General features: G+C 37.9%; 22 protein-coding genes and 2 pseudogenes. 10 read left to right on the top strand and 14 right to left on the bottom strand.

The genetic code is table 11. From position 1 onward, the window contains the following. Positions 1-52: 52 nt before the first annotated feature. The 11 genes and pseudogenes from HMPREF2750_RS01650 to dsbC form a co-directional block, all read right to left on the bottom strand. Entirely contained in the window at positions 53-337 is a 285-nt protein-coding gene (locus tag HMPREF2750_RS01650) for an integration host factor subunit beta (protein WP_005695916.1), read from the bottom strand. Positions 338-488: 151 nt separating this feature from the next. After that, the gene (gene rpsA, locus HMPREF2750_RS01645; protein WP_070582324.1) at positions 489-2,138 is read right to left on the bottom strand and encodes a 30S ribosomal protein S1; all 1,650 of its coding nucleotides are present in this window, start codon (positions 2,136-2,138) and stop codon (positions 489-491) included. Between the two features lie 96 nt (positions 2,139-2,234). Beyond that, positions 2,235-2,912 carry a (d)CMP kinase gene (gene cmk / locus HMPREF2750_RS01640; RefSeq protein WP_070582323.1) on the bottom strand — a complete coding sequence of 226 codons (678 nt, stop codon included), beginning with the start codon at positions 2,910-2,912 and terminating at the stop codon, positions 2,235-2,237. A 62-nt stretch (positions 2,913-2,974) separates the two neighbouring features. Continuing rightward, positions 2,975-4,204: a M20 family metallo-hydrolase gene (locus HMPREF2750_RS01635; protein WP_222563113.1), complete on the bottom strand. Its 1,230-nt coding sequence runs from the start codon at positions 4,202-4,204 to the stop codon at positions 2,975-2,977. Further along, a complete protein-coding gene (locus tag HMPREF2750_RS01630; RefSeq protein ID WP_070582321.1) occupies positions 4,194-4,712 on the bottom strand; it encodes an L-2-amino-thiazoline-4-carboxylic acid hydrolase in 519 nt (172 codons plus the stop codon). The genes HMPREF2750_RS01635 and HMPREF2750_RS01630 overlap by 11 nt, the downstream gene beginning before the upstream one ends. Positions 4,713-4,722: 10 nt before the next feature. Next, a complete protein-coding gene (locus HMPREF2750_RS10180) occupies positions 4,723-5,466 on the bottom strand; it encodes an amino acid ABC transporter ATP-binding protein (protein ID WP_374110908.1) in 744 nt (247 codons plus the stop codon). 120 nt (positions 5,467-5,586) lie between these two features. Further along, a pseudogene (locus HMPREF2750_RS10175) lies at positions 5,587-7,098 on the bottom strand (ABC transporter substrate-binding protein/permease); the annotation flags it as partial. A 124-nt stretch (positions 7,099-7,222) separates the two neighbouring features. Then, positions 7,223-7,912, bottom strand: a complete 690-nt coding sequence (locus HMPREF2750_RS01620; RefSeq protein WP_070582320.1) for a 5'-methylthioadenosine/adenosylhomocysteine nucleosidase — start codon at positions 7,910-7,912, stop codon at positions 7,223-7,225. Beyond that, positions 7,912-8,583: a thiol:disulfide interchange protein DsbA/DsbL gene (locus HMPREF2750_RS01615; protein WP_261660555.1), complete on the bottom strand. Its 672-nt coding sequence runs from the start codon at positions 8,581-8,583 to the stop codon at positions 7,912-7,914. Before HMPREF2750_RS01615 ends, HMPREF2750_RS01620 begins: the two co-directional genes overlap by 1 nt. A 48-nt stretch (positions 8,584-8,631) precedes the next feature. Then, positions 8,632-10,356 (bottom strand): single-stranded-DNA-specific exonuclease RecJ, encoded by a 1,725-nt coding sequence (gene recJ, locus HMPREF2750_RS01610; protein ID WP_070582318.1) that lies wholly within the window; start codon positions 10,354-10,356, stop codon positions 8,632-8,634. Positions 10,357-10,458: 102 nt separating this feature from the next. Further along, complete coding sequence (gene dsbC, locus HMPREF2750_RS01605) at positions 10,459-11,145, bottom strand: bifunctional protein-disulfide isomerase/oxidoreductase DsbC (RefSeq protein WP_070582317.1); 687 nt, start codon at positions 11,143-11,145, stop codon at positions 10,459-10,461. A gap of 126 nt (positions 11,146-11,271) precedes the next feature. On the opposite strand from dsbC, the gene prfB reads away from it, so the two are divergent. Further along, positions 11,272-12,370, top strand: a protein-coding gene (gene prfB / locus HMPREF2750_RS09830; RefSeq protein ID WP_115912626.1) for a peptide chain release factor 2 whose coding sequence is annotated in 2 segments (ribosomal slippage) — positions 11,272-11,346 and positions 11,348-12,370 — 1,098 coding nt in all. Because the reading frame shifts where the segments join, the coding sequence is not laid out codon by codon here. Positions 12,371-12,418: 48 nt separating this feature from the next. On the opposite strand, the gene HMPREF2750_RS01600 is transcribed toward prfB, so the two are convergent. Next, positions 12,419-13,486, bottom strand: coding sequence for a TIGR01620 family protein (locus tag HMPREF2750_RS01600; RefSeq protein ID WP_070582316.1), 1,068 nt, complete (start codon positions 13,484-13,486; stop codon positions 12,419-12,421). Between the two features lie 181 nt (positions 13,487-13,667). Here HMPREF2750_RS01600 and HMPREF2750_RS01595 point away from each other — a divergent pair, with 181 nt between their 5' ends. The 3 genes from HMPREF2750_RS01595 to HMPREF2750_RS01585 are packed head-to-tail and all read left to right on the top strand — an operon-like array spanning position 13,668 to position 15,399. Continuing rightward, entirely contained in the window at positions 13,668-14,774 is a 1,107-nt protein-coding gene (locus tag HMPREF2750_RS01595; RefSeq protein ID WP_070582315.1) for a transglutaminase-like domain-containing protein, read from the top strand. Further along, entirely contained in the window at positions 14,749-15,111 is a 363-nt protein-coding gene (locus tag HMPREF2750_RS01590; RefSeq protein WP_005695901.1) for a mercuric transporter MerT family protein, read from the top strand. Before HMPREF2750_RS01595 ends, HMPREF2750_RS01590 begins: the two co-directional genes overlap by 26 nt. A 9-nt stretch (positions 15,112-15,120) precedes the next feature. Beyond that, the gene (locus HMPREF2750_RS01585) at positions 15,121-15,399 is read left to right on the top strand and encodes a heavy-metal-associated domain-containing protein (RefSeq protein ID WP_070582314.1); all 279 of its coding nucleotides are present in this window, start codon (positions 15,121-15,123) and stop codon (positions 15,397-15,399) included. A 62-nt stretch (positions 15,400-15,461) separates the two neighbouring features. On the opposite strand, the gene sodC is transcribed toward HMPREF2750_RS01585, so the two are convergent. Continuing rightward, positions 15,462-16,022 carry a superoxide dismutase family protein gene (gene sodC / locus HMPREF2750_RS01580; RefSeq protein ID WP_070582313.1) on the bottom strand — a complete coding sequence of 187 codons (561 nt, stop codon included), beginning with the start codon at positions 16,020-16,022 and terminating at the stop codon, positions 15,462-15,464. A gap of 109 nt (positions 16,023-16,131) precedes the next feature. Then, complete coding sequence (locus HMPREF2750_RS01575; RefSeq protein ID WP_070582312.1) at positions 16,132-17,541, bottom strand: YcjX family GTP-binding protein; 1,410 nt, start codon at positions 17,539-17,541, stop codon at positions 16,132-16,134. An 88-nt stretch (positions 17,542-17,629) separates the two neighbouring features. On the opposite strand from HMPREF2750_RS01575, the gene HMPREF2750_RS01570 reads away from it, so the two are divergent. From HMPREF2750_RS01570 to HMPREF2750_RS01545, 6 genes and pseudogenes are all read left to right on the top strand, one after another. Continuing rightward, positions 17,630-19,330, top strand: a complete 1,701-nt coding sequence (locus HMPREF2750_RS01570; RefSeq protein WP_070582311.1) for an ABC transporter substrate-binding protein — start codon at positions 17,630-17,632, stop codon at positions 19,328-19,330. Beyond that, complete coding sequence (locus HMPREF2750_RS01565) at positions 19,330-20,295, top strand: ABC transporter permease (RefSeq protein WP_070582310.1); 966 nt, start codon at positions 19,330-19,332, stop codon at positions 20,293-20,295. Before HMPREF2750_RS01570 ends, HMPREF2750_RS01565 begins: the two co-directional genes overlap by 1 nt. Next, a complete protein-coding gene (locus HMPREF2750_RS01560; protein WP_070582309.1) occupies positions 20,285-21,172 on the top strand; it encodes an ABC transporter permease subunit in 888 nt (295 codons plus the stop codon). Before HMPREF2750_RS01565 ends, HMPREF2750_RS01560 begins: the two co-directional genes overlap by 11 nt. A 3-nt stretch (positions 21,173-21,175) precedes the next feature. Beyond that, positions 21,176-22,231 (top strand): annotated as a pseudogene (locus HMPREF2750_RS01555) (oligopeptide/dipeptide ABC transporter ATP-binding protein). Then, positions 22,231-23,034 carry a peptide ABC transporter ATP-binding protein gene (locus HMPREF2750_RS01550; RefSeq protein WP_070582307.1) on the top strand — a complete coding sequence of 268 codons (804 nt, stop codon included), beginning with the start codon at positions 22,231-22,233 and terminating at the stop codon, positions 23,032-23,034. The pseudogene HMPREF2750_RS01555 and the gene HMPREF2750_RS01550 overlap by 1 nt, the downstream one beginning before the upstream one ends. Before the next feature lie 96 nt (positions 23,035-23,130). Next, positions 23,131-24,063 (top strand): bile acid:sodium symporter family protein, encoded by a 933-nt coding sequence (locus HMPREF2750_RS01545; protein ID WP_049365906.1) that lies wholly within the window; start codon positions 23,131-23,133, stop codon positions 24,061-24,063. Positions 24,064-24,065: the final 2 nt, after the last annotated feature.

Genomic DNA, 24,065 nt, shown 5'->3' with positions numbered 1-24,065 from the left:
TTGTAATAAAAAACGACACCTAAGTGTCGTTTTATTGATATCGATTGAATGTTTAAGCAAAAACATTTACGCGATCTTTTAATTCTTTACCTGCTTTAAAGTGCGGTACCGATTTAGCATCTAATTTTACAGAATCACCGGTTTTAGGATTACGGCCTACTCGCGGTTGACGATGGTGTAAAGAGAAGCTACCAAAACCACGAACTTCAATACGGTTACCTTCTTCTAAAGATTGTGCAATAAGTTCAAGAATATCCTTTACAATACCTTCTACTTCTTTTGCGGATAAAGTTGGGTGCTTTGTTGATAGATTTTCAATTAGTTCAGATTTAGTCATCGTCAACTCTCCTTTAAATTTATACTTAAACTTGTTATTAAGACTTACGGGTAATGTATTAGTTCATAATAAATTACCGCTAAATCCTTGTAAATTATAGCCGGTAATAATAAGGCTGAGTCCATGACCCAGCCTTATTCATGTGAATTAATTATTCACCTTTAGCTGCTTTGAAAGCTTCAGCCATTGCGTTTGGAATAGCAACATCTTCTTGTTTGTTATTCGCGTTTGCAACTGCAGCTGCTTCTTCAGCTTGATCTTTCGCTTTTACAGATAAGTGAACGATACGTGCTTTACGATCAACACCAGTGTATTTCGCTTCAACTACATCACCTGCTGCAACTTCGTTTGTTAAGTCTGCTGCACGGATATAACCTTCAACGCCACCTGCTAATTCAACTTTAGCACCTTTAGCGTCAGCTTCAACAACAGTTGCAGAGATTACTGCACCTTTTTTGTTGATAGCTACGAAGTTGTTGAATGGATCATCTTCAAGTTGTTTGATACCTAAAGAAATACGTTCTTTCACTGCATCTACTGCTAATACTACTGCAGAAACTTCATCACCTTTTTTGTAGTTACGAACTGCTTCTTCACCTGCAACATTCCAAGAAATATCAGATAAGTGAACTAAACCGTCGATACCACCTTCAAGACCAATGAAGATACCGAAATCAGTAATTGATTTGATTTTACCAGTAACTTTGTCGCCTTTGTTGTGAGTTTCAGCGAATTGAGTCCATGGGTTAGGTTTGCATTGTTTTAAACCTAAAGAAATACGACGACGTTCTTCATCAACTTCTAACACCATCACTTCAACTGTATCGCCTAAGCTTACAACTTTAGATGGGTGGATGTTTTTGTTAGTCCAATCCATTTCAGAAACGTGAACTAAACCTTCAACGCCATCTAAGATTTCAACGAAACAACCATAGTCAGTTAAGTTAGTTACTTTACCAGTTAATTTGCTGTTTACTGGGTGGTTTTCAGCGATAGCAACCCAAGGATCTTGACCTAATTGTTTTAATCCTAAAGATACGCGAGTACGATCTTTGTCAAATTTTAATACTTTAACAGTTACTTCGTCGCCTACATTCACGATTTCGCTTGGGTGTTTAACACGTTTCCAAGCCATATCAGTGATGTGTAATAAACCGTCAACGCCACCTAAATCTACGAATGCACCGTAGTCAGTTAAGTTTTTAACGATACCTTTAACTTCTGAACCTTCAGCTAGGTTCTCAAGGATTTGTTCACGTTCTTGGCTGTTTTCAGATTCGATCACTGCACGACGAGAAACAACAACGTTGTTACGTTTTTGATCTAATTTGATTACTTTGAATTCTAATTCTTTACCAAGTAGGTGATCAGCTTCACGCGCAGGACGTGTATCAACTAATGAGCCTGGCAAGAATGCACGAACACCGTTTAACTCAACTGTGAAACCGCCTTTCACTTTACCGTTGATTAAACCGATAACGGTCGCTTTTTCTTCGTAAGCTTTTTCTAATTCAATCCAAGATTCGTGACGAACCGCTTTCTCACGAGAAAGTTTAGTTTCGCCGTAACCATCTTCAACTGCATCTAAAGCTACGTTTACTGTGTCGCCAACTTTAACTTCAAGTTCACCTTGAGCGTTTTGGAATTCAGCAACAGGAATTGCAGATTCAGATTTTAAGCCTGCATCAACAAGTACAAAGCCTTTTTGAATAGCAACAACAGTACCGCTAACGATTGAACCTTGACGGGTTTCAAGGCCTTTTAATGATTCTTCAAAGAGTTGAGCAAAAGATTCTGACATATAAATAATCTTCTTAATTTAAGTTAATAACATCCACATTAAGATCCATAAAATGCGGGGTTGAGGATAAATGTCTACTCTTCCTTGAATAAACAGTTAAATCGAAATTGACGCTTTTTCTTGAATATAAGCTAACGCTTGAGCAATGACTTCATCAATACTCAATGTTGTGCTATCTAACAATAAAGCATCATCAGCCGGTTTCAATGGCGCAACCTCACGATTTCTATCACGAAAATCGCGTTCTTGTATCTCGGCTAAAATCTGTGCAAAGTTACCATTAATTCCCTTATTTTGCAACTGTTTATAGCGTCTTTTTGCACGTTCTTCCGCACTTGCATCTAAAAACAGTTTAACTTGTGCATTTGGGAAAACCACCGTTCCCATATCTCGCCCGTCCGCAATCAGGCCATCATTTTTACCAAAATCCTGCTGAAGTTGCAGTAAAGCTGACCGCACTTTAGGAAAAACAGCGACTTTTGAAGCTGCTTCCGCCACTTCTTGCGTACGGATTAAATGGCTTACATCCATCCCACCAAGAAACACATTGACTTCTCCATTCTTTGGAATGAACTGAATATCTAAATGACGTGCTAACTCCGCTAATCCTTCTTCATCGGTTAAATCTGCATGACGTTTCAGCGCAGCTAATGCCGTCACGCGATAAATGGCACCACTATCTAATAAGGTAAAACCTAACTTCTCTGCCAATGCATAGCAAAGCGTTCCTTTTCCAGCCCCACTTGGGCCATCAACGGTGATAATCATACCCATAAAAATCTCCAGCAAAAATAATAATGTGGAGAATTTTACCTTATTCTCCTCATTATTGCTTTTTAAATTTTATTAGCGAGAGCCACTGTGGAATTAAGTAGCACTCTTGCCCCATTTTCACACCAATCATCAGTAATATTTTCTGCCTCATTATGGCTTAATCCATTAACACAAGGAATAAATATCATTGATGTTGGAAATTTATGATTTAATTGACAAGCATCATGACCAGCTCCAGAAACAATATACTCCCAAGAATAACCTAATGAATCACAACTTTCTTGGACCGTTTTAATCAACTCCGAATTAAATTTAACTGGAGATAAAGAAACAACTTTCTTAATATCCAACACTAAATGATTTTCTCGAGCAATATCATTCAAAATCTGATAAATTTCCCTATCTATATTTATTAAACTTTGTTCATTAGGATGACGAACCTCTAGCGTGAAATAAGCTTCACCTGGAATTACATTGGGCGAATTAGGTGTTAATTTAATCTGGCCAACAGTCACACGCCCCTGATTCGCCATCTCTCTCAAACCTAATTTATTAAATTTGACTATCGCATTGGCCATGCCTACAGATGCATCTTGGCGCATATTCATTGGCGTAGTTCCAGCATGAGAAGATAATCCCGTCAATGTAATTTGATACCAGTTCTGTCCTAATGCACCAGTTACCACACCTATCTCAGTCTGATTATTTTCTAAAACAGGACCTTGCTCGATATGAAGCTCTAATACAGCATAAGGATGATATGATGAAAAATCGTCTGTGCCTAAATAGTTAATATTATTTAAAGCTTCCTCGACTGAAATACCGTCCTTATCTTTTTCAGATAATGCAGCTGTAAGAGATAAATTACCAATAAAAACTGAAGCACCCATCATAGCAGGAGAAAATCTAGCCCCTTCTTCATTTGTCCACATAACAAGATCAATTGGCCTCTCTGTTTCAATATTATGATCATTTAATGACAATAACACTTCTAATCCAGCTAACACCCCATAAATACCATCGTAACGACCACCTAATGGTTGAGAATCACCATGAGAACCCATTAATATTGGAGCTAACTGATTATCCTTTCCACTACGACGAATAAAAATATTACCAATTGCATCTATTTTTATCGAAAAGCCTGCTTCTTTAGAAAGTTGAATCAAATAATCTCTTGTAAGTTTATCCTCATTACTTAATGCAAGTCTTGTTACACCATTTAATGGGGTTTTCCCAAATTGAGAAAAGACATCTAACAAATGAAGTAATCTTGAATTATTAACATTCATGCTGTTCCTCATTTTTAGCTGACTCTTCTTGTAATCGATATCTAAAATCACAAAAGCCATCACCATTCATGACTGTATGAGGTCGACTTAAACTCACATTTGGTGCATATCCCTCAATAAATTTGCTATCTCGGTTACAAGAAAGTAGGAAACCAATTTCTTCTAATCCCATTTCTTTGTACATTTCAGCATAACGACAACGATGTACATTATAATCATATTTATAATGATCATTATTAATAACCTCTATACGTAATGCATCATCCTTTTCCCATAAATATTGTAAGGCCACAAAACTCTCTACACTTGTACCATTAAGTTCTCGTTTTGCATATTCCTTTCCTGCATCTATTGCAGCATTAGCTACAGCTTCCTCTATGATAGATTTAGCTTTATCTAAACCAAATTCACGTTTCATAATTTCGTAAATAGGTTTAATTATTTCGGCTTCAATTTTACGTTGCTGTAAAATGCCAATCTCGACAAACTCAGGAAAATCTTTATTCATTTTCACTCCTTTAAATTACAAAATCGTTACGTAAAATTTCATTATTAATAAATCGACGAATTCGAGGATCATCATTATTTCTTAACTCATTTGGAGTTTGTAAAAATGCAATTTCACCAGAATCCATAAACGCAATTTTATCTGATACCCGCATTGCGAATTGCATCTCATGACTCACAATAATCATTGTCATTCCTTCTTTTGCAAGTTCTTCCATAACAAGTAATACTTCTCCAACTAGTGTAGGATCCAATGCCGAAGTTGGCTCATCAAACAGCATAATTTTAGGTTTCATCACTAAAGCTCTTGCAATAGCTACTCGCTGTTGTTGACCACCCGATAATTGATGTGGGTATTTATTGGCATGTTGCAACATACCCACTTTATCAAGCATAGCTAAAGCCAATAATCTAGTCTCATCTTTAGGCTTATTATGATACTCAGGAGCAAGGAGAAGGTTTTCTAATACGGTCTTATGCGGAAATAAATTATAATTTTGGAATACCATTCCTAAATTCACAATTTTACCCACCGAATTTGAAACAAAATGGCTACCATTAATAAAGTCTTCACCTTCTAATTTGATACCTCCTTCATCTAACGATTCTAAACCATTAATACTTCGAATTAACGTTGTTTTACCAGATCCTGAGTAACCAATAATAGAAAGAACCTCTCCCCATTTTAAAGAAAGATCAATACCTTTTAAAACTTGTACGCCGTTAAAGGATTTTTTTACCCCATGCACACTCAATGCTTCATCGCTATTAGTATGTTCAGTTTTCAAAATACTATAAGGTAACAATGCTGACTTATCGATAGCAACCTCGGCATAATTTTCATTTTTTATTAAAGATACATCTAATTTACTTTCAACTTTTTTTAGTATCCAAGACAGGAAACTCACGATAACAATGTAATAAAATGCAACTGCGAGCAAAGTTTCTAATACTAAAAAATTACGCGTATAAAGCTGTTGCCCTACCAGTAAAATCTCAGTTAAAGAAATAACCGAAACAAGAGAGGTTAATTTGACAATTGTAATATATTGGTTGGTCAGTGGAGGTAAGGCTACTTTTAATGCTTGAGGAATAATAATTAAACGTTGAAGCCCCCAGAATCGAATTCCTAATACTTTACCGGCTTCATATTGACCTTTAGGTATAGAGGATAATGCTCCACGATGAATTTCTGCTATATAAGCAGATTCACTGAGCACCATAGCAATTAAACCTGCAATAAATGGGTTCGATAATAAAACAGAACTAGCACTCCAGAATTGAGGCACATTATATATAAAAATTAATAACACTAATAAAGGTAAACTACGAAACAACCAGATATAAGTATTCGAAAATTTACTAACTAGTTTTTTATTCGATTGAGTTCCAAGTGCAAGAAAAAATCCCCAAATAACAGCAAAGATCCAAGTTAATGTACTTAACTCAAATACGGTTAAAACAGCTTTCCAGAAATCAGTATTTACGAATAAACTCGCTAAATATGACCAATTAAAACCTTTTGATATCGTTTTATCATTTCCATTTTCACTAGCTAAAATCGCATTATCTAAGGCGTTTTCTAGTCCATTTTGTTTTAATAATGCTTCATTTGGAAACTCAAGGTTATATTTTTTTAGTAATTTTTGATATGAACCATCTGCTAAAGTATCTTTTATCGCATGTGCAATAACTGCCTTACCAGATAAGTCACTCTTATTAAAAGCAAGTCCAATCAATACCGGATATAACTGTTCTTTATTTGTAATTTTTAAACGATCACCTAATTGATTAATCACCATCTGTGCAACGGCTGCGTCTTCATACTGAACATCAACACCACCAGATAAAAGTGCTTGAGCAGCCTCTGGCGCACTCGGATACTCTTTCACAATAAGCGGTTTTAGATTTTTAGGCGCACAATACTTTTCTGAAACCTCATTCATCGTTGGAATCCAAGCAGCACCTTTCATTGAAGAAATGCTTTTACCACAAAGATCCTCTAATTTTTGTGGAGAAAAGCTATCGTTACCTCGGACAACAAGAACTCCCCCGGTTTGTAAATAAGGGAGAAAATCAACTTGCTTCGCACGTTGAGGATTAACATATAAAGCTGAAGCAACAAGATCATAATGTCCAGCATTTAACCCAATAATAATATTTTCAATTCGAGTGTCTTTAAACTCAACTTGACGATTCAGATTTTTTCCAAGTAATCGCATTAAATCAGGATCAAATCCGCTGGCCTCTTTATTATCTAAGTAAGCATAAGGAGCATAAGTTAAATCAATTCCTACTCGTAAAGGACTTGCGTCATCAGCTTGTGAAAAGAAAGACAGCAATAACAGCAATCCTCCTGCAAGAGTTTTATGTATGATGTTTAGCATTTTGATAATCCTTTTATTGTTATAAAAAATAAGCCTCCATTGCGGAGGCTTTTGATTTTATGTGTTTTATAAAAGGCTATCTAATAACTGATTTCCCTATTATATAATGATTTTATATATAAGTTTACAATCTATCTATCATGCCCAACACTAATGCCGATGATTGTTTTGCTGCAAGTGGGAGAAATTCTTCAAATGACATACTCGCTTCGCCATCGCCTGCATCAGAAATAGCTCGAACGACCACAAAAGGTACGTTAAAGGCATGACAAACTTGTGCAATTGCTGTTGCTTCCATTTCTACTGCTGTCACATTTGGGAAATCCGCTTTAATTTGAGCAATTTTTTCTTCGCTATTAATAAAGCTATCTCCCGAGCAAATTAAACCACGTTTTACATTTTGCCCTTGTGACTGTGCAATTTCATCGGCTAAATCGGCTAATTGTTTATCCGAAAGGAAAGCTGCTGGATTTGCGGGTAATTGACCTTTTTCATAACCGAAAGCTGTCACATCAGCATCGTGATAGCGGGTTTCATCGGAAATAACGATATCTCCTACCTTTAAGCCTTTTGCCACACCACCTGCTGAGCCGGTATTTAAAACCACATCCAGTTTAGCCAATTGTAATAAAGCGGTAGTGCCAATAGCCGCGGCGACTTTACCAATCCCTGATTGCAATAATGCGACCTCTTTGCCATTAATTTTGCCTTCAAAAATGACCGCACTTGCCACTTTTGTTTCTCTTTTATCTGTCATTAATTGGGATAAAATTTCCACTTCTTGTGCCATTGCACCAACAATCCCGATTTTCATTATTTTTTCCTTTCTTGTTCGAGTTTATTCACTAAGAAATCTAATACTGCTACGCCATAATCATCGTTATACAGCGTACTCGCGGTGAGAACATATTTTCCGTCCACAACCACATAAGGAAAAGTAAAGACACCATATTCTTCTGTCAAATAAATGGCGTTACTCACATCCTCTTTCACTTCTTTGGAATGGACGACCTTATTAAATTCAGCTTTACTAATCCCTTGTGAGACAACCCATTCACGCATCTTATCTAATGTGGATAATTCGGTATAGCGCGCCTTTTCAGAGGTTTCAAATAACAGCACATCTGACAGCTCGTCCACTTTTAAACGCTGTAATGTATAGAATATTGTGGCTGAAAATTTAGCTTCATTTGTGGCGACTGGATGCTCTTCTAATGCGACTTTATTAGGACGAATTTGGCTATAAAGTTGCAAAATATCTTGAGCTGAAGAACAAACTCGACAGTCATAATCAAAGAAAAATTGGATAGGAATTTTACGATCGTTTCTTTTAGCTTGTTCAATCGGTTCTTGATATGAAAAATAATCTCGACCATCTTCAAATTGTGCCACATTCGCTGGCGGTAAGTGCGGTGAATTTTTGGCAGAAAAATCCTTTGCATTGACTTCACCGAATGCGACATTTGTCACACTCAGCAATATCATTGCAAAGGATCCTTTTAATAATTTATTCTGCCAAACTTTTTTCATAAATTAACCAATTGGTTCAATATAATCGACTAATAATTGGAGGTTTCGATTTCCACGAAACTCATTAATTTCTAACTTATAAGCAAATTTTGCCTGCTTAATCGACAAATCGGGATAATACCGAGTATCGATATTAAACGCAATGGCATCTAATAATGGACCACCATTTTTAGGCTCAACAAGCATTTTTAAATGATTTTGATTCTGTCCGATTGCTCGTTGCTCAAAAATTTTAAATTCACCATCAAAAACAGGCTCAGGAAAGGCTTGTCCCCAAGGTCCGCCAGATTTTATCACTTCTGCAGTTTCAATACTAAATTCATTTGCTCGAAGTTCACCATCCGTCCAAATCACACCTTGTAATTGATCTTCATTTAACCAATCTTGCACCGTTTGATTAAAAATCTTTTGAAAATCAGGGAAAAAGCTTTCTTTAATGCTTAATCCTGCTGCCATGGCATGACCACCAAATTTTAAAATCATATCAGGATGTTGGGAATGAATACGCTCTAATACATCGCGCATATGCAAGCCTTCAATTGAACGTGCAGAACCTTTTAAAATACCTTCTTGATCTTGCGCAAAAGCAATAACGGGTCGATGGTATTGATCTTTAATACGAGAAGCCACAATACCTAAAACACCTTGATGCCAATCTTTCTGAAATAAGGCGATCCCCATCGGTAATTCATCAGAAAGTGCGGTGAGATTTCGGCAAATCTCTAAGGCTTCCAACTTCATGCCTTGCTCAATTTCTTTTCGAGCCTGATTTAAACTGTCCAAATCTAAGGCTTGAGCTCTTGCCTCTTGCATGCTTTCTGCAAGTAATAACTCCACACCGACAGACATATTATCTAATCGACCCGCTGCATTTAAACGTGGGGCAATCGCAAAGCCCAAATCAGCCGAACAAAGTTTTTCAACTTCTCGATTAGCCACTTCAGCGAGAGCAATAATTCCTGGTCGACAACGTTTCGCACGAATTCTCATCAACCCTTGATGGGCTAAAATACGGTTATTTTGATCAAGGGGAACGACATCCGCAATTGTGCCGAGCGCGACTAAATCCAGTAATTCAGTAAAATTAGGCTGTGTTTCAGCCGTAAAAATGCCCAACTCGCGAAATTTGGCACGTAAAGCGAGCATTAAATAGAATGCTACACCTACGCCGGCTAAACATTTTGAAGGGAAATCACATTGTTGCAAATTTGGATTAACAATGGCATCAGCATTCGGCAGTATTTCTGGTGGTAAGTGATGATCGGTAATTAACACCTTTACCCCTTGATCTTTTAAATACGCCACGCCCTCAAAAGACGATACCCCGTTATCCACCGTCATCAATAACTGTACGCCTTTTTCCATTGCCATTTCAGCAACGGGTACACTCAAACCATAGCCTTGCTCAAAACGATTGGGCACCAGATATTCTACATCAGTAAAGCCAAGCATACGCAAAGCTAACACTGAAAGTGCTGTACTGGTCGCCCCATCAGCATCAAAATCACCCACGATAACAATATTTTGTTGCTGTTGATAAGCCTCGAGCAATAAATCTACGGCTTGTTGAATACCATGTAATTGATTGGGATTCAGCATTGATTGCAAAGTGCGGTCTAATTCTTGGCTATTTTTAATATGGCGAGAACGGTAGAGACGATCGAGTAATGCATTATCTGAAACAGGATTTCCAGCGGGAATTTCACGACGTTTGATGAGTTTTTTCACGGTGTTTCATTATTTTAAATGATCACTAAAGGAACATTTGATATGTGCTTTGATTATATGAATATTTTAAGGGCGTATATCATACGCCCTCGCTACTAACAATTATTGTGCTGATTCTTGTAACACAGCTAATAAATCTTGAGGTTTTAAATATCCCCCAAGCATTTCACCTGTTGAAGTCACAATACTTGGCGTACCTTTCACACCAAGTTGTACACCTAAATCATAGTGTTTTTTCACAATGTTAGGTGTTTTCAATTCTTTCGGTAAGTTACCTTTTTCAGCTTCATTCAATGCAAATACAGGATCTTTCGCTGTCCAAATGGCTTCCATTTGGCGAGCAGTTTCATTCATTCCAGCACGCGGGAATGCAAGATAACGAACGGTAATACCTAAATCATTATATTCTTTCACTTGTTGATGAAGGATATGGCAATAATGGCAAGTAATATCCATGAATACTGTCACAACATATTTTTCATTTTTTGCCGGATAAATGATCATTTCGTTTTTTAACGCATTCACTTTATCAGCTAAAAGTTTACCAGCCACATCAACGGGGCCTTTATTTGTTAATTCATACATTTTGCCTTGCAAAACATATTGACCATTTTCACTTACATATAAAATGCCTTGATCAGTCACGGCTGTTTTAAGGCCTTTTACCGGTGAATCTTTCACCTCAATATTTTTCGCACCTAATGCCTGTAACTTAGATTTAATCTCAGCATCACTCGCCATTGCAGTGGCAGAAGCAGCAATTAAAAGTGCGGTCAGTAATTTTTTCATTTTTATTCCTAAATATCTAAACAACAAAGATTAGAATTATAAATGGATCGATGATTTGTGCAAGCCAAACTACCCAAAAAACTGAAAATGACTTATACTTCTGTCGCTTATAGAGGTTTATTTATTATGTTTGAAATTAATCCAATCAAAAACAAAATCGCCGACCTTTCCGAACGCACTTCTGTGCTTCGGGGGTATCTTTGACTTCGACGCAAAAGTTGAGCGTTTAGAAGAAGTTAATGCCGAATTAGAACAACCCGACGTGTGGAACGAACCTGAAAAAGCCCAAGCGCTTGGAAAAGAACGCGTTTCACTTGAACAAGTGGTTGATACCATCAAAAATTTAGAACAAGGTTTAGAAGATGTTGAAGGGCTGCTTGAATTAGCAGTTGAAGCGGAAGATGAAGAGACCTTCAATGAGGCCGTTGCTGAATTAGATGAGCTTGAACAACAACTTGCCAAATTAGAATTCCGACGCATGTTTAGCGGTGAACATGATGCGTGTGATTGTTATGTCGATTTACAAGCAGGTTCTGGTGGAACAGAGGCGCAAGACTGGACGGAAATGTTACTTCGCATGTACCTCCGTTGGGCGGAAAGCAAAGGCTTTAAAACAGAATTAATGGAAGTCTCTGATGGTGATGTCGCAGGTTTAAAATCCGCGACGATTCGTGTCAGTGGTGAATACGCTTTCGGTTGGTTACGTACGGAAACCGGTATTCATCGTTTAGTGCGCAAAAGCCCATTCGACTCTAATAATCGACGTCATACATCGTTTGCAGCGGCTTTCGTTTATCCTGAAATTGATGACGATATTGATATTGAAATTAATCCGGCTGATTTACGTATTGACGTTTATCGTGCATCTGGTGCGGGTGGTCAGCACGTCAATAAAACTGAAAGTGCGGTGCGTATTACTCACATGCCAAGTGGAATTGTCGTGCAATGTCAAAACGATCGTTCTCAACACAAAAATAAAGATCAAGCCATGAAGCAGTTAAAAGCGAAATTGTATGAGCTTGAGTTACAAAAGAAAAATGCGGATAAACAAGCGATGGAAGATAATAAATCTGATATTGGTTGGGGCAGCCAAATTCGTTCTTATGTGTTAGATGATGCACGTATTAAGGATCTCCGTACAGGCGTTGAAAATCGTAATACACAAGCTGTACTAGATGGCGATCTCGATCGTTTTATTGAAGCAAGCTTGAAAGCAGGACTTTAATCATCTCTTATACAAAAAAGTGCGGTCAATTTTAACCGCACTTTTTTATTACACGTCTTCTTTTTCTTTCACTTTCGTCTTGCCAAGTACCGTATCTTTCATCACCGTCAACAATTCTTTCTGTACATGAGAAAGTTTTGGTTTTTCCGACTTTTCAAATGCCAGTGGGCGACAAAACTCCATAGCCTTAATGCCCAATCTAGCCGTTAATAATCCCACGCCAATCCCCTGCGCTGCTCGTGCAGAAAGTTTCGCGGTAATATCTTGCGAAAGCCAATCCATGCCTAAATCTTGCACAATCTCCGTTGCCCCTGCAAAAGCAAGATTCACTAACACCATTCTAAGTAAGCGAAGACGGGTAAAATACCCTAGCTCAATCCCATAAATCGCTGCAATTTTATTGATTAAACGAATATTTCGCCATGCAATAAAAAACATATCAATAACGGCCAAAGGGCTAATTGCCACAATCACCGCTGATTCTGCTGCCATTTTAGTAATCAGTTTTTTCGCTTTTTGATCAAAAGACTGTAACACCGTCTTACTGAATAAATGGGTGACTTCGCGAGCAGAATAACTTTCATTCAGCTGTTTTTCCCATTGGACAATTGAGGGATGTTGCGAATCCAATTTTAAGGTATCAGCAATCGATAAACACAAGGCTTTTCCTTTCTCGCTATCCTGTTCAGAAAAAACTTTATGATTTTTAACCGCACTTTCACCTATTAATCGCTGACTTTGTTCTTGTAGATTCAAACGCTTTTTGAGTTTCACCAAACGTCGCCATTCTGCGATGATTTCAGATAAACCAAACATCACCACAATAAAACTCACCAAGGCAAAAGCAAGATAAATCCATTGTTGGTTTTGATAACTATCCCAAATCCATTGAACAGATTGCGCAACTGTTGCTCCTAAAAATAAAAGTGCGGTCAATTTCAAAGCCGTTTTCCAACCATTCGATTTAGGTTTCACAATTTTCTCAAATTGCTCGTCCAACAACTCCCCTTCTAAAGGTTCGTTATCAATGGTGGTTTCAACATTATAAAATTCCTGCTTAGGCAGAATTTCTTCCTCTTCGACTTGTTGGGATTGTGTGAAAATTTGTTTTGTCATTATTCTTTCCAATAAAAATAGAAACGGTATTTTACTTCGAATTTCTTTAGCAAATCTTAAATGGCTGAAATAAAAAAGCAATATTGACTAGAAAATAAAATGAGATACTATAGCCATAGTCCACAATTAGTTTATCTAATGTGTTAAGTTTTAACTGTTAACTAACTAGAAGGATCTTTTCATGAAGAAACTTATCGCCACTGCGGTACTCTCCGCATGTTCCATGGCTTACGCCAATACCGACATTCCAAACTACAATACCGATTCACATCTGTATGAATTCACTCAAACCTATGACTTAGTTGCGCCAAAAGGTTCGCAAGGACAAGCGAATCTGTGGGTGCCTTTACCGTTTAATGGCGAGTATCAACAGGTAAAATCTATCCATTTTGAAGGTAACTATTTGGATGCCTATGTAACGGAAAACAACAAATATGGTGCGAAAACCCTCTTTGCAACTTGGGATAAAGATGCGCAAAAACGCGATTTAAAAATCACAATAGTGATTGAAACCAAAGATCGCGAACCAATGGTTAAAGGTGCGTTGACGAATTACAAGCCACCAAAAGATGTTCACTATTCTGTTGATGTACAAGAATATTTAAAACCGACTCAACATATTAAAACAGATGGTATTGTGAAACAGTTCGCCGATAAAATTGTAGGCACTGAAACTAATCCATTGAAAAAAGCTGAATTGATTCACCAATGGATCGTCAACAATATGGAACGTGATAATTCTGTTTTAGGCTGTGGCGATGGTGATGTAGAAAAAATTCTGACCACTGGTGTGTTAAAAGGCAAATGTACCGATATTAACTCTGTTTTCGTTGCACTTGCTCGAGCCAGCGGTATTCCTGCCCGTGAAATTTTTGGTATTCGTTTAGGTGCGGCGGATAAAATGGGCAAATATTCCAAAGGTGCATTCGGTAGTGCGGACGAACATGGCGTAGCAAACGTAAGTGGTGGTCAGCACTGTCGTGCAGAATTCTATCTTGCAGGATTCGGCTGGGTGCCTGTTGATTCTGCAGACGTGGCAAAAATGCGTTTAGCGGAGAAAAAATCTGTTGACGATAAGGATACTCAAGCCGTTGCCAAATACTTATTCGGTAACTGGGAAGCAAACTGGGTTGGCTTTAACCATGCTCGTGACTTCGATTTATATCCACAGCCAGAACTTGCCCCACTCAATAACTTTGGCTATCCGTATGCCGAAATCGGTGGTGACCCGTTAAATTCCTTTGACCCGAAAGAATTTAAATATGACTACGTCTCTAAAAAGCTCTAATAAATCTTTTTGGGTTGCGATTGCCACCGCGCTAAGTGCTGCGGTGGCATCAACCTTGTGCTGTATTGCGCCTTTAATCTATTTAGTATTTGGCGTGTCATCCACATGGTTAATTGGCTTGGGTGAATATGACTATTTACGTATTCCGATGCTTATCGTTTCATTATGCGCCTTTGCCTACGGCTTTTGGTTGCTAATGTTTTCCAAAAAAATCATTTGCAGCAAATACATTTCCCGTAAAAAGCTCATTGTTTTGTATTGGATTGTATTTATCGTCATGCTCTTTTTCTTAACTTATCCAACCATTTTACCGTGGATTTTAGAGCTTTCTAATTAGGAACAAAAAATGAAGAAATTAACGACCGCACTTTTGCTTTCATTATTCACCTTCTCTGCCGCTCAGGCGGAAGAAACAAAGCAAGTTGTGCTAAAAGTGAATGAAATGAACTGCCAGCTTTGTGCTTATTTAGTGAATAAAGAGTTACGCAATATTGATGGCGTGATTTCCACTAAAGCCTCCATTAAAGATAGAACTGTGACTGTTGTAGAAGATCCAAAAGTTCCTGATGAGCAATTGATTAATGCAATTCATAAATTAGAATATACGGCGGAAGTGGTTAAGTAAAACGATAAAAATAAAAGTGCGGTCAAAATTGACCGCACTTTTTTTATCTTTCGATAATCGATTTATTTAATCACGCCACATGCCATACGTGGGCCGCCACCGCCAAGTGGAGCTGGGTGATCAGAGTGGTTGTCACCACCTGCGTGGATCATAATAGAATGACCACGAACTTCATCTAATTTTTTAAGACGTGGCGCTAAAACAGGGTTAGTTGCGGTACCATCATGTAATACAGTTAAAGCCGGTAAGTCACCTAAGTGAGCATCATCTTGCCATGGGTAACCGTGTTGTTTTGCGCCTTTAGGATCCCAGTGACCGCCAGCCGCTAAACCTGCGGTTAATTTACCGTCTTTTTCTTTTGGATCACAGCTTGGATTTTCATGAATGTGGAAGCCATGTAAACCTTCAGCTAAACCTTGTAGATTTGGTGTAAATACTAAACCATAATTTGATTCAGTAATAGTTACAGTCCCTACATCCTTGTTACCATTTGCAGGATCTAATTGTTGTACTTTTACTTCGATTGAAGGACCTGCTGGTTTTGCCATATGGTCATGTGCATTTGCCATGCCAGCAGCACAAATTCCGCTGATTGCTAATGCTAAGAGAGTTTTCATTTTCATCATAAGCTCCTTTACTTTAGAAAGACTCAAATTAATTCTACCTAAATACCAATAAAAAAATAGTGGTTTATATTAAATATTTGACAATTAAATTGATTTGATTTTTCTATCAATCAAACCTATCCGCCAATAAAAACTGTAAAACTGCATCCATTCTTAAATGCGGAATGCTTTCACCCTGTTGTAAAACTTGAGGTTCAAAGGAATCAAAATCAAAAGATTGTTTTGACCAGAACTCTGCATTAGGTAATTTACTTGGAACAGATCCTGGATAAAGCGTAATCAGTTGCTTATCTACAGAACGTACTCCTTGAATAGCTTTGATTTGTTTACCGTTTTGATTAACTAAAACTTGTTTTGTCGCACGAATCGCAGCAATGGCTGTATATTCTGTATCAATCCCTTCAAATTCTACATGACGACCGCCCTCTTGTACCAATTGGCGCATCAGGCTGATTAAGTTTTGAATTTGATCTGTCGTGATATGATCGGCTTTTGTTGCCACAAACATAAGCTTATCAATATTCGGGGAAAACAAGCGATTAAGTAAATTGCGTTTGCCATAATGGAAATTTTTAAAAAGCTGATTAAGCCCTGTTTGCATATCAATAAAAGCCTGTTGGCTATGATTCAGTGGCGTTAAGCAATCTGCTAAAATTACTTGGCGATCAAAAGTAGAAAAATAATTTTCATAAAAGCCTTTCACCACCTTATTACGATAATAATTATACCGCTTATTTAACACGGCAAAATAGCTATTGGATTTCGCCTCTCTTTTCAGTTTTTGCCATTGTTCCTCAGACAAATGCAATAACGGGAAAAATTGTAATACAGGTGCACCTTCTAATTCCCCAGGCAAGACAAATCGGCCAGGTTGAATAAATTGCATTCCTTCTGCTTTGCAGGCAAGCAAATAATCGGTATAAGATTTTGCAATCTGCGCTAAAACATCTTCATTGACGACCGCACTTAGGTCGAGTTTTTCCAGTTTATCCAACCAATCTTGAGCAAACTGCTGGCGAATACCCAATGTAATTTTGGCTTGTTCAAGTGACCATTGTTGAAAGTCTAGATTTAGCAAAGGTAAATCCAATAGCCATTCACCAGGATAATCAAAAATATCTAAATATAATGTGCCACGTTCTTTAAAATGGCGAAGCAAGCCCGATTGGCGTTCAAAACGAATAGCAAGACGTGTTTCACTCACGCCTCGAGTAGATTGGCACCATTGTGGTGGATTATTCATTAAATCATTGAGATTCGCTTCATAATCAAAACGTGGAATACTTAAATCCTGCTGAGGCACACGTTTTACCGCTAAAATAGATTGATTTCGGGCAGCCTCAAATAAAGGAAGATGAGTATTTCCCTCTTGATTAATATGTAACAATTGATTAATCAAGCTCGTAATAAAGGCCGTTTTACCGCTTCGACTTAGCCCTGTCACAGCTAAACGTAAAGTGCGGTCAAATCCACGATTGATTATTTGATTAATTTCCCGATTAATTGATTTAAACATATCCTAAAAATCCAATAACTAGCCATTTTTGCCAAGATATTTTACAATTCACTCAATTTATCACAAAACGGTCTTTAATAATAAAGCTATGTTACGTCGAAATGTCACTTTTTGTTTTTTATTGTGTGGGTTGAGCCAAATTAATCTGGCACAAGCCGCCCCAAGCATACCCAAAATGCTGACAGAAAACGGCTTAACATACTGCACAAATGCATCGGGTTTTTCCTTTAACCCGCAAACTGCAGACGCTGGTACCAGTATGAATGTGGTGACGGAGCAAATTTATAACAAACTGTTTGATATTAAAGATCACAGCGCCGCACTCGTTCCAGTGTTAGCACAATCCTATTCAATTTCCTCTGACGGTAAACAAATTCTTATTAATCTTCGTAAAGGGGTGAAATTCCATCGTACTCCTTGGTTTACACCAACTCGTGACTTTAATGCCGAGGATGTGGTCTTTTCGATTAATCGTGTTTTAGGGCATGATACTTACTTGCCTACATTTTCAGATAATGAAGTAACCTATAAAAATCCACAATATAGAATCTTCCACGAACAAGCTAAGAAGGTACACTTTCCGTATTTTGAAAGTATTAAGCTGAATCAAAAAATTAAAAGCATCACAGCAACGAATCCTTATCAGGTCAAAATTGAACTGTTTGAACCCGATGCGTCAATTCTGTCGCATCTTGCCAGTCAATATTCTATTATTTTCTCTCAAGAATATGCGTATCAATTAAGTGCAGATGATAATCTCACCCAATTGGACACACACCCTGTTGGCACGGGTCCTTATCAAGTGAAAGATTACGTTTATAACCAATATGTTCGCTTGGTACGCAATGAGGATTATTGGAAAAAAGAAGCCAAAATCAAAAATATTATTGTGGATCTTTCGGCGGATCGTACAGGGCGTTTAATTAAATTCTTTAATAATGAATGTCAAATCGCGTCTTATCCTGAAGTCAGCCAACTCGGTTTATTAAGTGAAAAGGACGACCGTTATTATCTGCAATCTACGGATGGAATGAACTTGGCCTATTTGGCTTTCAATTTCCAAAAGCCATTAATGCAAGATAAAACTATTCGTCAAGCCATTTCGCAAAGCTTAAATCGTTTTAGAATTGTGCGAAATATTTACCACAATACAGCAACCGTAGCGAATAATATTATTCCTGATATTTCTTGGGCTTCTGCGATTAATACGCCTGATTTTTCTTATGATTATCAGCCCTCAGAAGCGGAAAAAACGTTACGCGATAAAAAACTCACGTTAAAGATGTGGGTAATAAACGAAGAGCAAGTATATAACCCTGCACCAATAAAAATGGCGGAGCTCATTAAATGGGATTTAGCCAAAGCGGGAGTGGATGTTAAAGTGCGGTCAGTAACACGCACGTTTTTAATCGAACAATTACGCAAAGGCACGGAAGATTACGATTTAATCTTAACGGGTTGGCTTGCTGGAAACCTTGATCCTGACGGTTTTATGCGCCCGATTTTAAGTTGCGATACACAAAAGGAAATCACTAATCTATCCAATTGGTGTAACCCTGAATTCGATAAGATGATGGATCGCGCACTATCCACCAATCATTTATATGAACGGTCTAAAGCATATAATAATGCACAAGAGCTCATCTTAAACGAATTACCTATTGTGCCAATTGCAAACGTAAAACGACTTTTAGTCGCACGTGGTAATGTAAAAGGAATTGAAATGACCCCATTTGGTAGCATCAATTTTTCTACCTTGTATTTCATGAAAAATAAGGAGAAAAAATAATGCTCTTTTCAGCAATTCGTTATGTCATTTGGGTAAGCATTTTATTATTGATTTTATCCGTATTAAGTTTTGTGATTTTAATGCGAGATCCACTCAATGCCGATCTTGTCACAAATAACATTTATAGTGCTTATTATCATTACCTTACATCATTGTTACAGGGCGATTTAGGGATTACCTATAACGGCGGAGAATCGTTAAAAGATTTAATTTTTACGGTATTACCACCCACATTAGAGCTCTGTTTTACCGCACTTTTATTGGCTTGCATTTTAGGTATTCCTCTCGGCGTATTAAGTGCGGTCTATAATCAGCGTCCTTGTGCACGCGCATTGCAAAGTATCTCTAATGTTGGTTTGTCTATTCCTATTTTCTGGTTTGCCCCGATTTTACTCTATGTGGCCGCGATTCAAAGCTGGGAGATTGCAGCCATCGGGCAGTATAATTTACTCTATGAAATCAAACCTATCACAGGTTTCCCTACCATTGATATGTGGTTTGTTGATGTCCCTTACCGAACCAAAATCGTACAAAACGTTTTACAGCATTTAGCTTTACCGACATTAGTGCTTTGTATTCTGCCAACAATGGAGTTTATCCGAATCATTCAGCAACGGGCTGATTATTTACTTCAACAAGAATATGCCAAAGCAGCTGTAACACGTGGGTGGTCGAAATGGACGATTTTAAAACGTTACGTTTTTCGTAATACATTTCCATTATTGATTCCACAGCTTACTCGCGTATTTACCTTAGTATTAACACAATGTATGTTGGTAGAAAACGTTTTAGGTTGGCCTGGAATAGGGCGTTGGCTCATTGATGCCGTAACCCAACAAGATTACAACAGTATTTCGGCTGGTGTCGTAGTGATCGGTGTTTGCATCATCATTATTGATACCTTAGCCAAGTCGCTGATGTTTATGTTAGATCCATTTAATAAGAAGGGTTGGTATGCAAGATAGAGAACCTGATGAATTTCGCGAAAGTACCTCCTTCTTTCAAATTTGGTTGCTTTTCCGCCAAAATCGTGTGGCATTATTTAGTTTCTATTTATTTGTTATCCTGATTTTGGTCGCGATTTTCCCGAAACTCATCATGCCTTATAGCGAAAGCATGGAGTTTGTGGGAGAAGAATTGATGCCGCCATCTTGGGTAGAAAAAGGTCGTATCGCCTTTTTCTTTGGCACGGACGATCTTGGCAGAGATGTACTCAGTCGATTAATAATGGGGACACAATATACGCTTGGTTCATCCCTTTTGGTGGTTATCGCTGTGGCAATTATTGGGGGCGCACTAGGTATTCTTGCGGGTATGTCTGACGGGATTAAAGCGCGTTTTTTAGGTCATTTTTTTGATGCTTTTTTATCGATTCCTATTTTGCTGATTGCCATTATCATTTCCACGTTAATGGAACCAAGCTTAATGAATGCGATGTTTGCTACCCTATTGGCTATTTTGCCGTATTTTGTGCATGCCATTTATCAAGCGATTCAGCAAGAGCTGAAAAAAGACTATGTTCTCTTACTCAAATTAGATGGGATTTCAAACTGGGAGCTATTAAAAAGCACAATTTTGCCGAATATTAGTATCGTCTATACGCAAGAAATTTCTCGTGCATTTGTGGTCGCTATTTTAGATATTACAGCGCTCAGCTTCATTTCTCTTGGTGCTCAACGACCAATGCCAGAATGGGGTGCGATGATAAAAGACTCACTGGAGTTAATTTATCTTGCGCCTTGGACGATTTTATTACCAGGTTTTGCTATTATTTTTACCATTTTATTAAGCATTATTTTTACTAACGGATTGTGTCAAGCAATCAATAAATATTACGAGTAACCCATGGCGCTGTTAGATATTCGCAATCTTAATATTGAAATTCAAACACCAAACGGCCGCATAAAAATTGTGGACGGCGTCAATCTTTCGCTTAATGAAGGTGAAATTCTAGGACTTGTCGGTGAGTCAGGTTCAGGTAAAAGTTTAATCGCTAAAGTAATCAGTAATTCTATTAAAGATAACTGGATTGTCACCGCTGACCGTTTTCGTTTTAATGATATTGAATTGCTTAAACTGACACCGAATCAACGTCGAAAAATCGTTGGAAAAGAAATTTCAATGATCTTCCAAAACCCATTAAGTTGCCTTGATCCAAGCCGAAAAATTGGTAAACAGCTTATCCAAAGTATTCCAAACTGGACCTTTAAAGGCCGCTGGTGGCAGTGGTTTGGTTGGAAAAAACGTCGTGCGATTGAATTACTGCACCGTGTAGGGATTAAAAACCACAAGGACATTATGGCGAGTTATCCTGATGAGCTCACTGAAGGTGAAGGTCAAAAGGTGATGATAGCTATAGCAGTGGCGAATCAACCTCGATTACTAATTGCGGATGAACCCACTAATTCTTTGGAATCCATTACGGCATTGCAAATTTTCCGCTTGCTTTCAAGTATGAACCAAAACCAAGGTACGACAATTTTATTAGCTAGTAACGATCTTAAAAGTATCAGCGAATGGTGTGATAGTATTTCCGTCCTTTATTGTGGGCAAAATACAGAGTCTGGGCCAACCGACCAAATATTAGAAATGCCTCACCATCCTTATACGCAGGCATTGCTTTACTCTGTTCCGGATTTTAGTCGTCCTTTAAGTTTTAAAAGCAAATTAGGGACACTAGAAGGCACAGTACCAATTTTGGAACAAATGCCGATTGGTTGTCGTTTAGGACCACGTTGTCCTTTCGCTCAACGTGAATGCATTCAAAAACCAAGCCGCTATCGCATTAAACAGCATGAGTTCTCCTGCCATCATCCGATAAATCTTCGAGAACGGTAGTTTAAAGATAAAGTGACCGCTTCACCGCTTACGCTCAACACAGAATCAAAAGGAAACGAATAATGCCATTATTAAAAGTGGAAAATCTTAGTAAAACCTTTGATGGTCCAGCCAAACTTTTTGGCTCTGAGCAATTTTATGCGGTAAAGGATGTCAGTTTTTCGCTTAGTCGGAAAGAAACACTTGCGATTATTGGTAAAAATGGCTCAGGAAAATCCACCTTAGTGAAAATGATTGCAGGAATTACCCCTCCTACATCTGGAAAAATCTTATTTAATGATTTACCGCTCCAATTTGAAGATTTTCACTATCGTGCACAACATATCCGAATGGTTTTCCAAGATGCAAATTCAGCGTTTAACCCTCGCTTAAATATTGGCCAAGCCTTAGATGCCCCGCTGCGATTAATTACCAATTGGGATGAAGAAACTCGCAATCAAAAGATCTTTGAAACCCTTTCATTAGTAGGGCTTTATCCAGATTATACTAATCTTAAAATTAAACACCTCTCTGTCAGTCAAAAACAGCGGATCGCTTTGGCTCGCGCACTCATTCTTCAGCCTGAAGTGATTATTATCGATGACGCACTTGGTACATTAGATGCTTCCGTTCGTGTTCAATTGCTTAATCTAATTTTAGATTTACAAGAACACTTAGGCATTTCCTATATTTATGTTGGACAAAATTTAGGGATTATCAAACATATTGCGGATCAAGTGCTAGTTATGGATGAAGGTGAAATTATCGAATCAGGTACACCAAGAGAGATCTTCACCAATCCTCAAAACAATATTACTCGTCTTCTTGTAGAAAGCCATTTTGGTCAATTGCTTGATGAAAATGCTTGGCAAACAACCACTTCCTAAGCATCTTCAAATACAAGTTAGTCATAGACATCTCAAAAAAACGTCTTTAAAATTGACCGCTCTTTTCATTCTTTTTAACAAAATAGGAAAGCAACTATGCAAGCATTATTAAAACTCACTAACTTTGTGAGCAAAACTTTCGCACTATGGGCGATTGTTTTTGCTCTTCTCGCCTTTCTCTTCCCTGAGCAATTCAAAATTTTTGCCCCCTACATTCCTTACCTTTTAGGTTTGGTGATGTTTGGCATGGGGATTACCTTAACTTTCGCTGATTTCAGTGAAGTGGCTAAACACCCTAAATCTGTATTCATTGGTGTAGCGGGTCAATTCATTATCATGCCTGCTATTGCATTTGGATTAGCAAAAGCCTTTGATTTACCGGCTGATTTAGCAGTTGGTGTGATTCTTGTGGGTTCTTGCCCAGGTGGTACGTCATCAAACGTAATGACTTATTTAGCGAAAGGTAACACCGCGCTTTCTGTTGCTTGTACCACTATCTCAACCTTACTTTCACCAGTATTAACCCCTGCTATTTTCTATGTATTAGCAAGTCAATGGTTAGATATTGATGCAGGCGCAATGTTTATGTCTGTATTAAAAATGGTGTTGTTCCCAATTTTCTTAGGGTTAGTCGTTCGTGCGCTCTTCAAAAAACAGGTGGAACAAGCAAGCCAAACTATGCCATTAGTCTCTGTTATCTCTATCGTCTTAATCTTGGCAGCGGTAGTAGCAGTAAGTAAAGATAAAATCGTCGAATCTGGTCTATTAATTTTTAGCGTAGTGGTTTTACATAACTGCTTAGGCTATTTAATTGGCTACTTTGCAGCAAAATTATTTAAACTTAATACGGCGGATAGTAAAGCTGTAGCAATTGAAGTAGGTATGCAAAACTCAGGTTTAGGTGCTGCATTAGCTGCTGCTCATTTCAACCCAATTGCCGCGGTACCAAGTGCTTTATTTAGCTTCTGGCACAATGTATCAGGTCCAATTTTGGCGAATATTTTCTCTAATATCAAAAATGAAAAATAAGC

Source organism: Haemophilus sp. HMSC066D02, assembly GCF_001810545.1.
In the GTDB taxonomy this organism is placed as follows: domain Bacteria; phylum Pseudomonadota; class Gammaproteobacteria; order Enterobacterales; family Pasteurellaceae; genus Haemophilus_D.
This window is presented reverse-complemented; position numbering and strand designations above follow the sequence as displayed.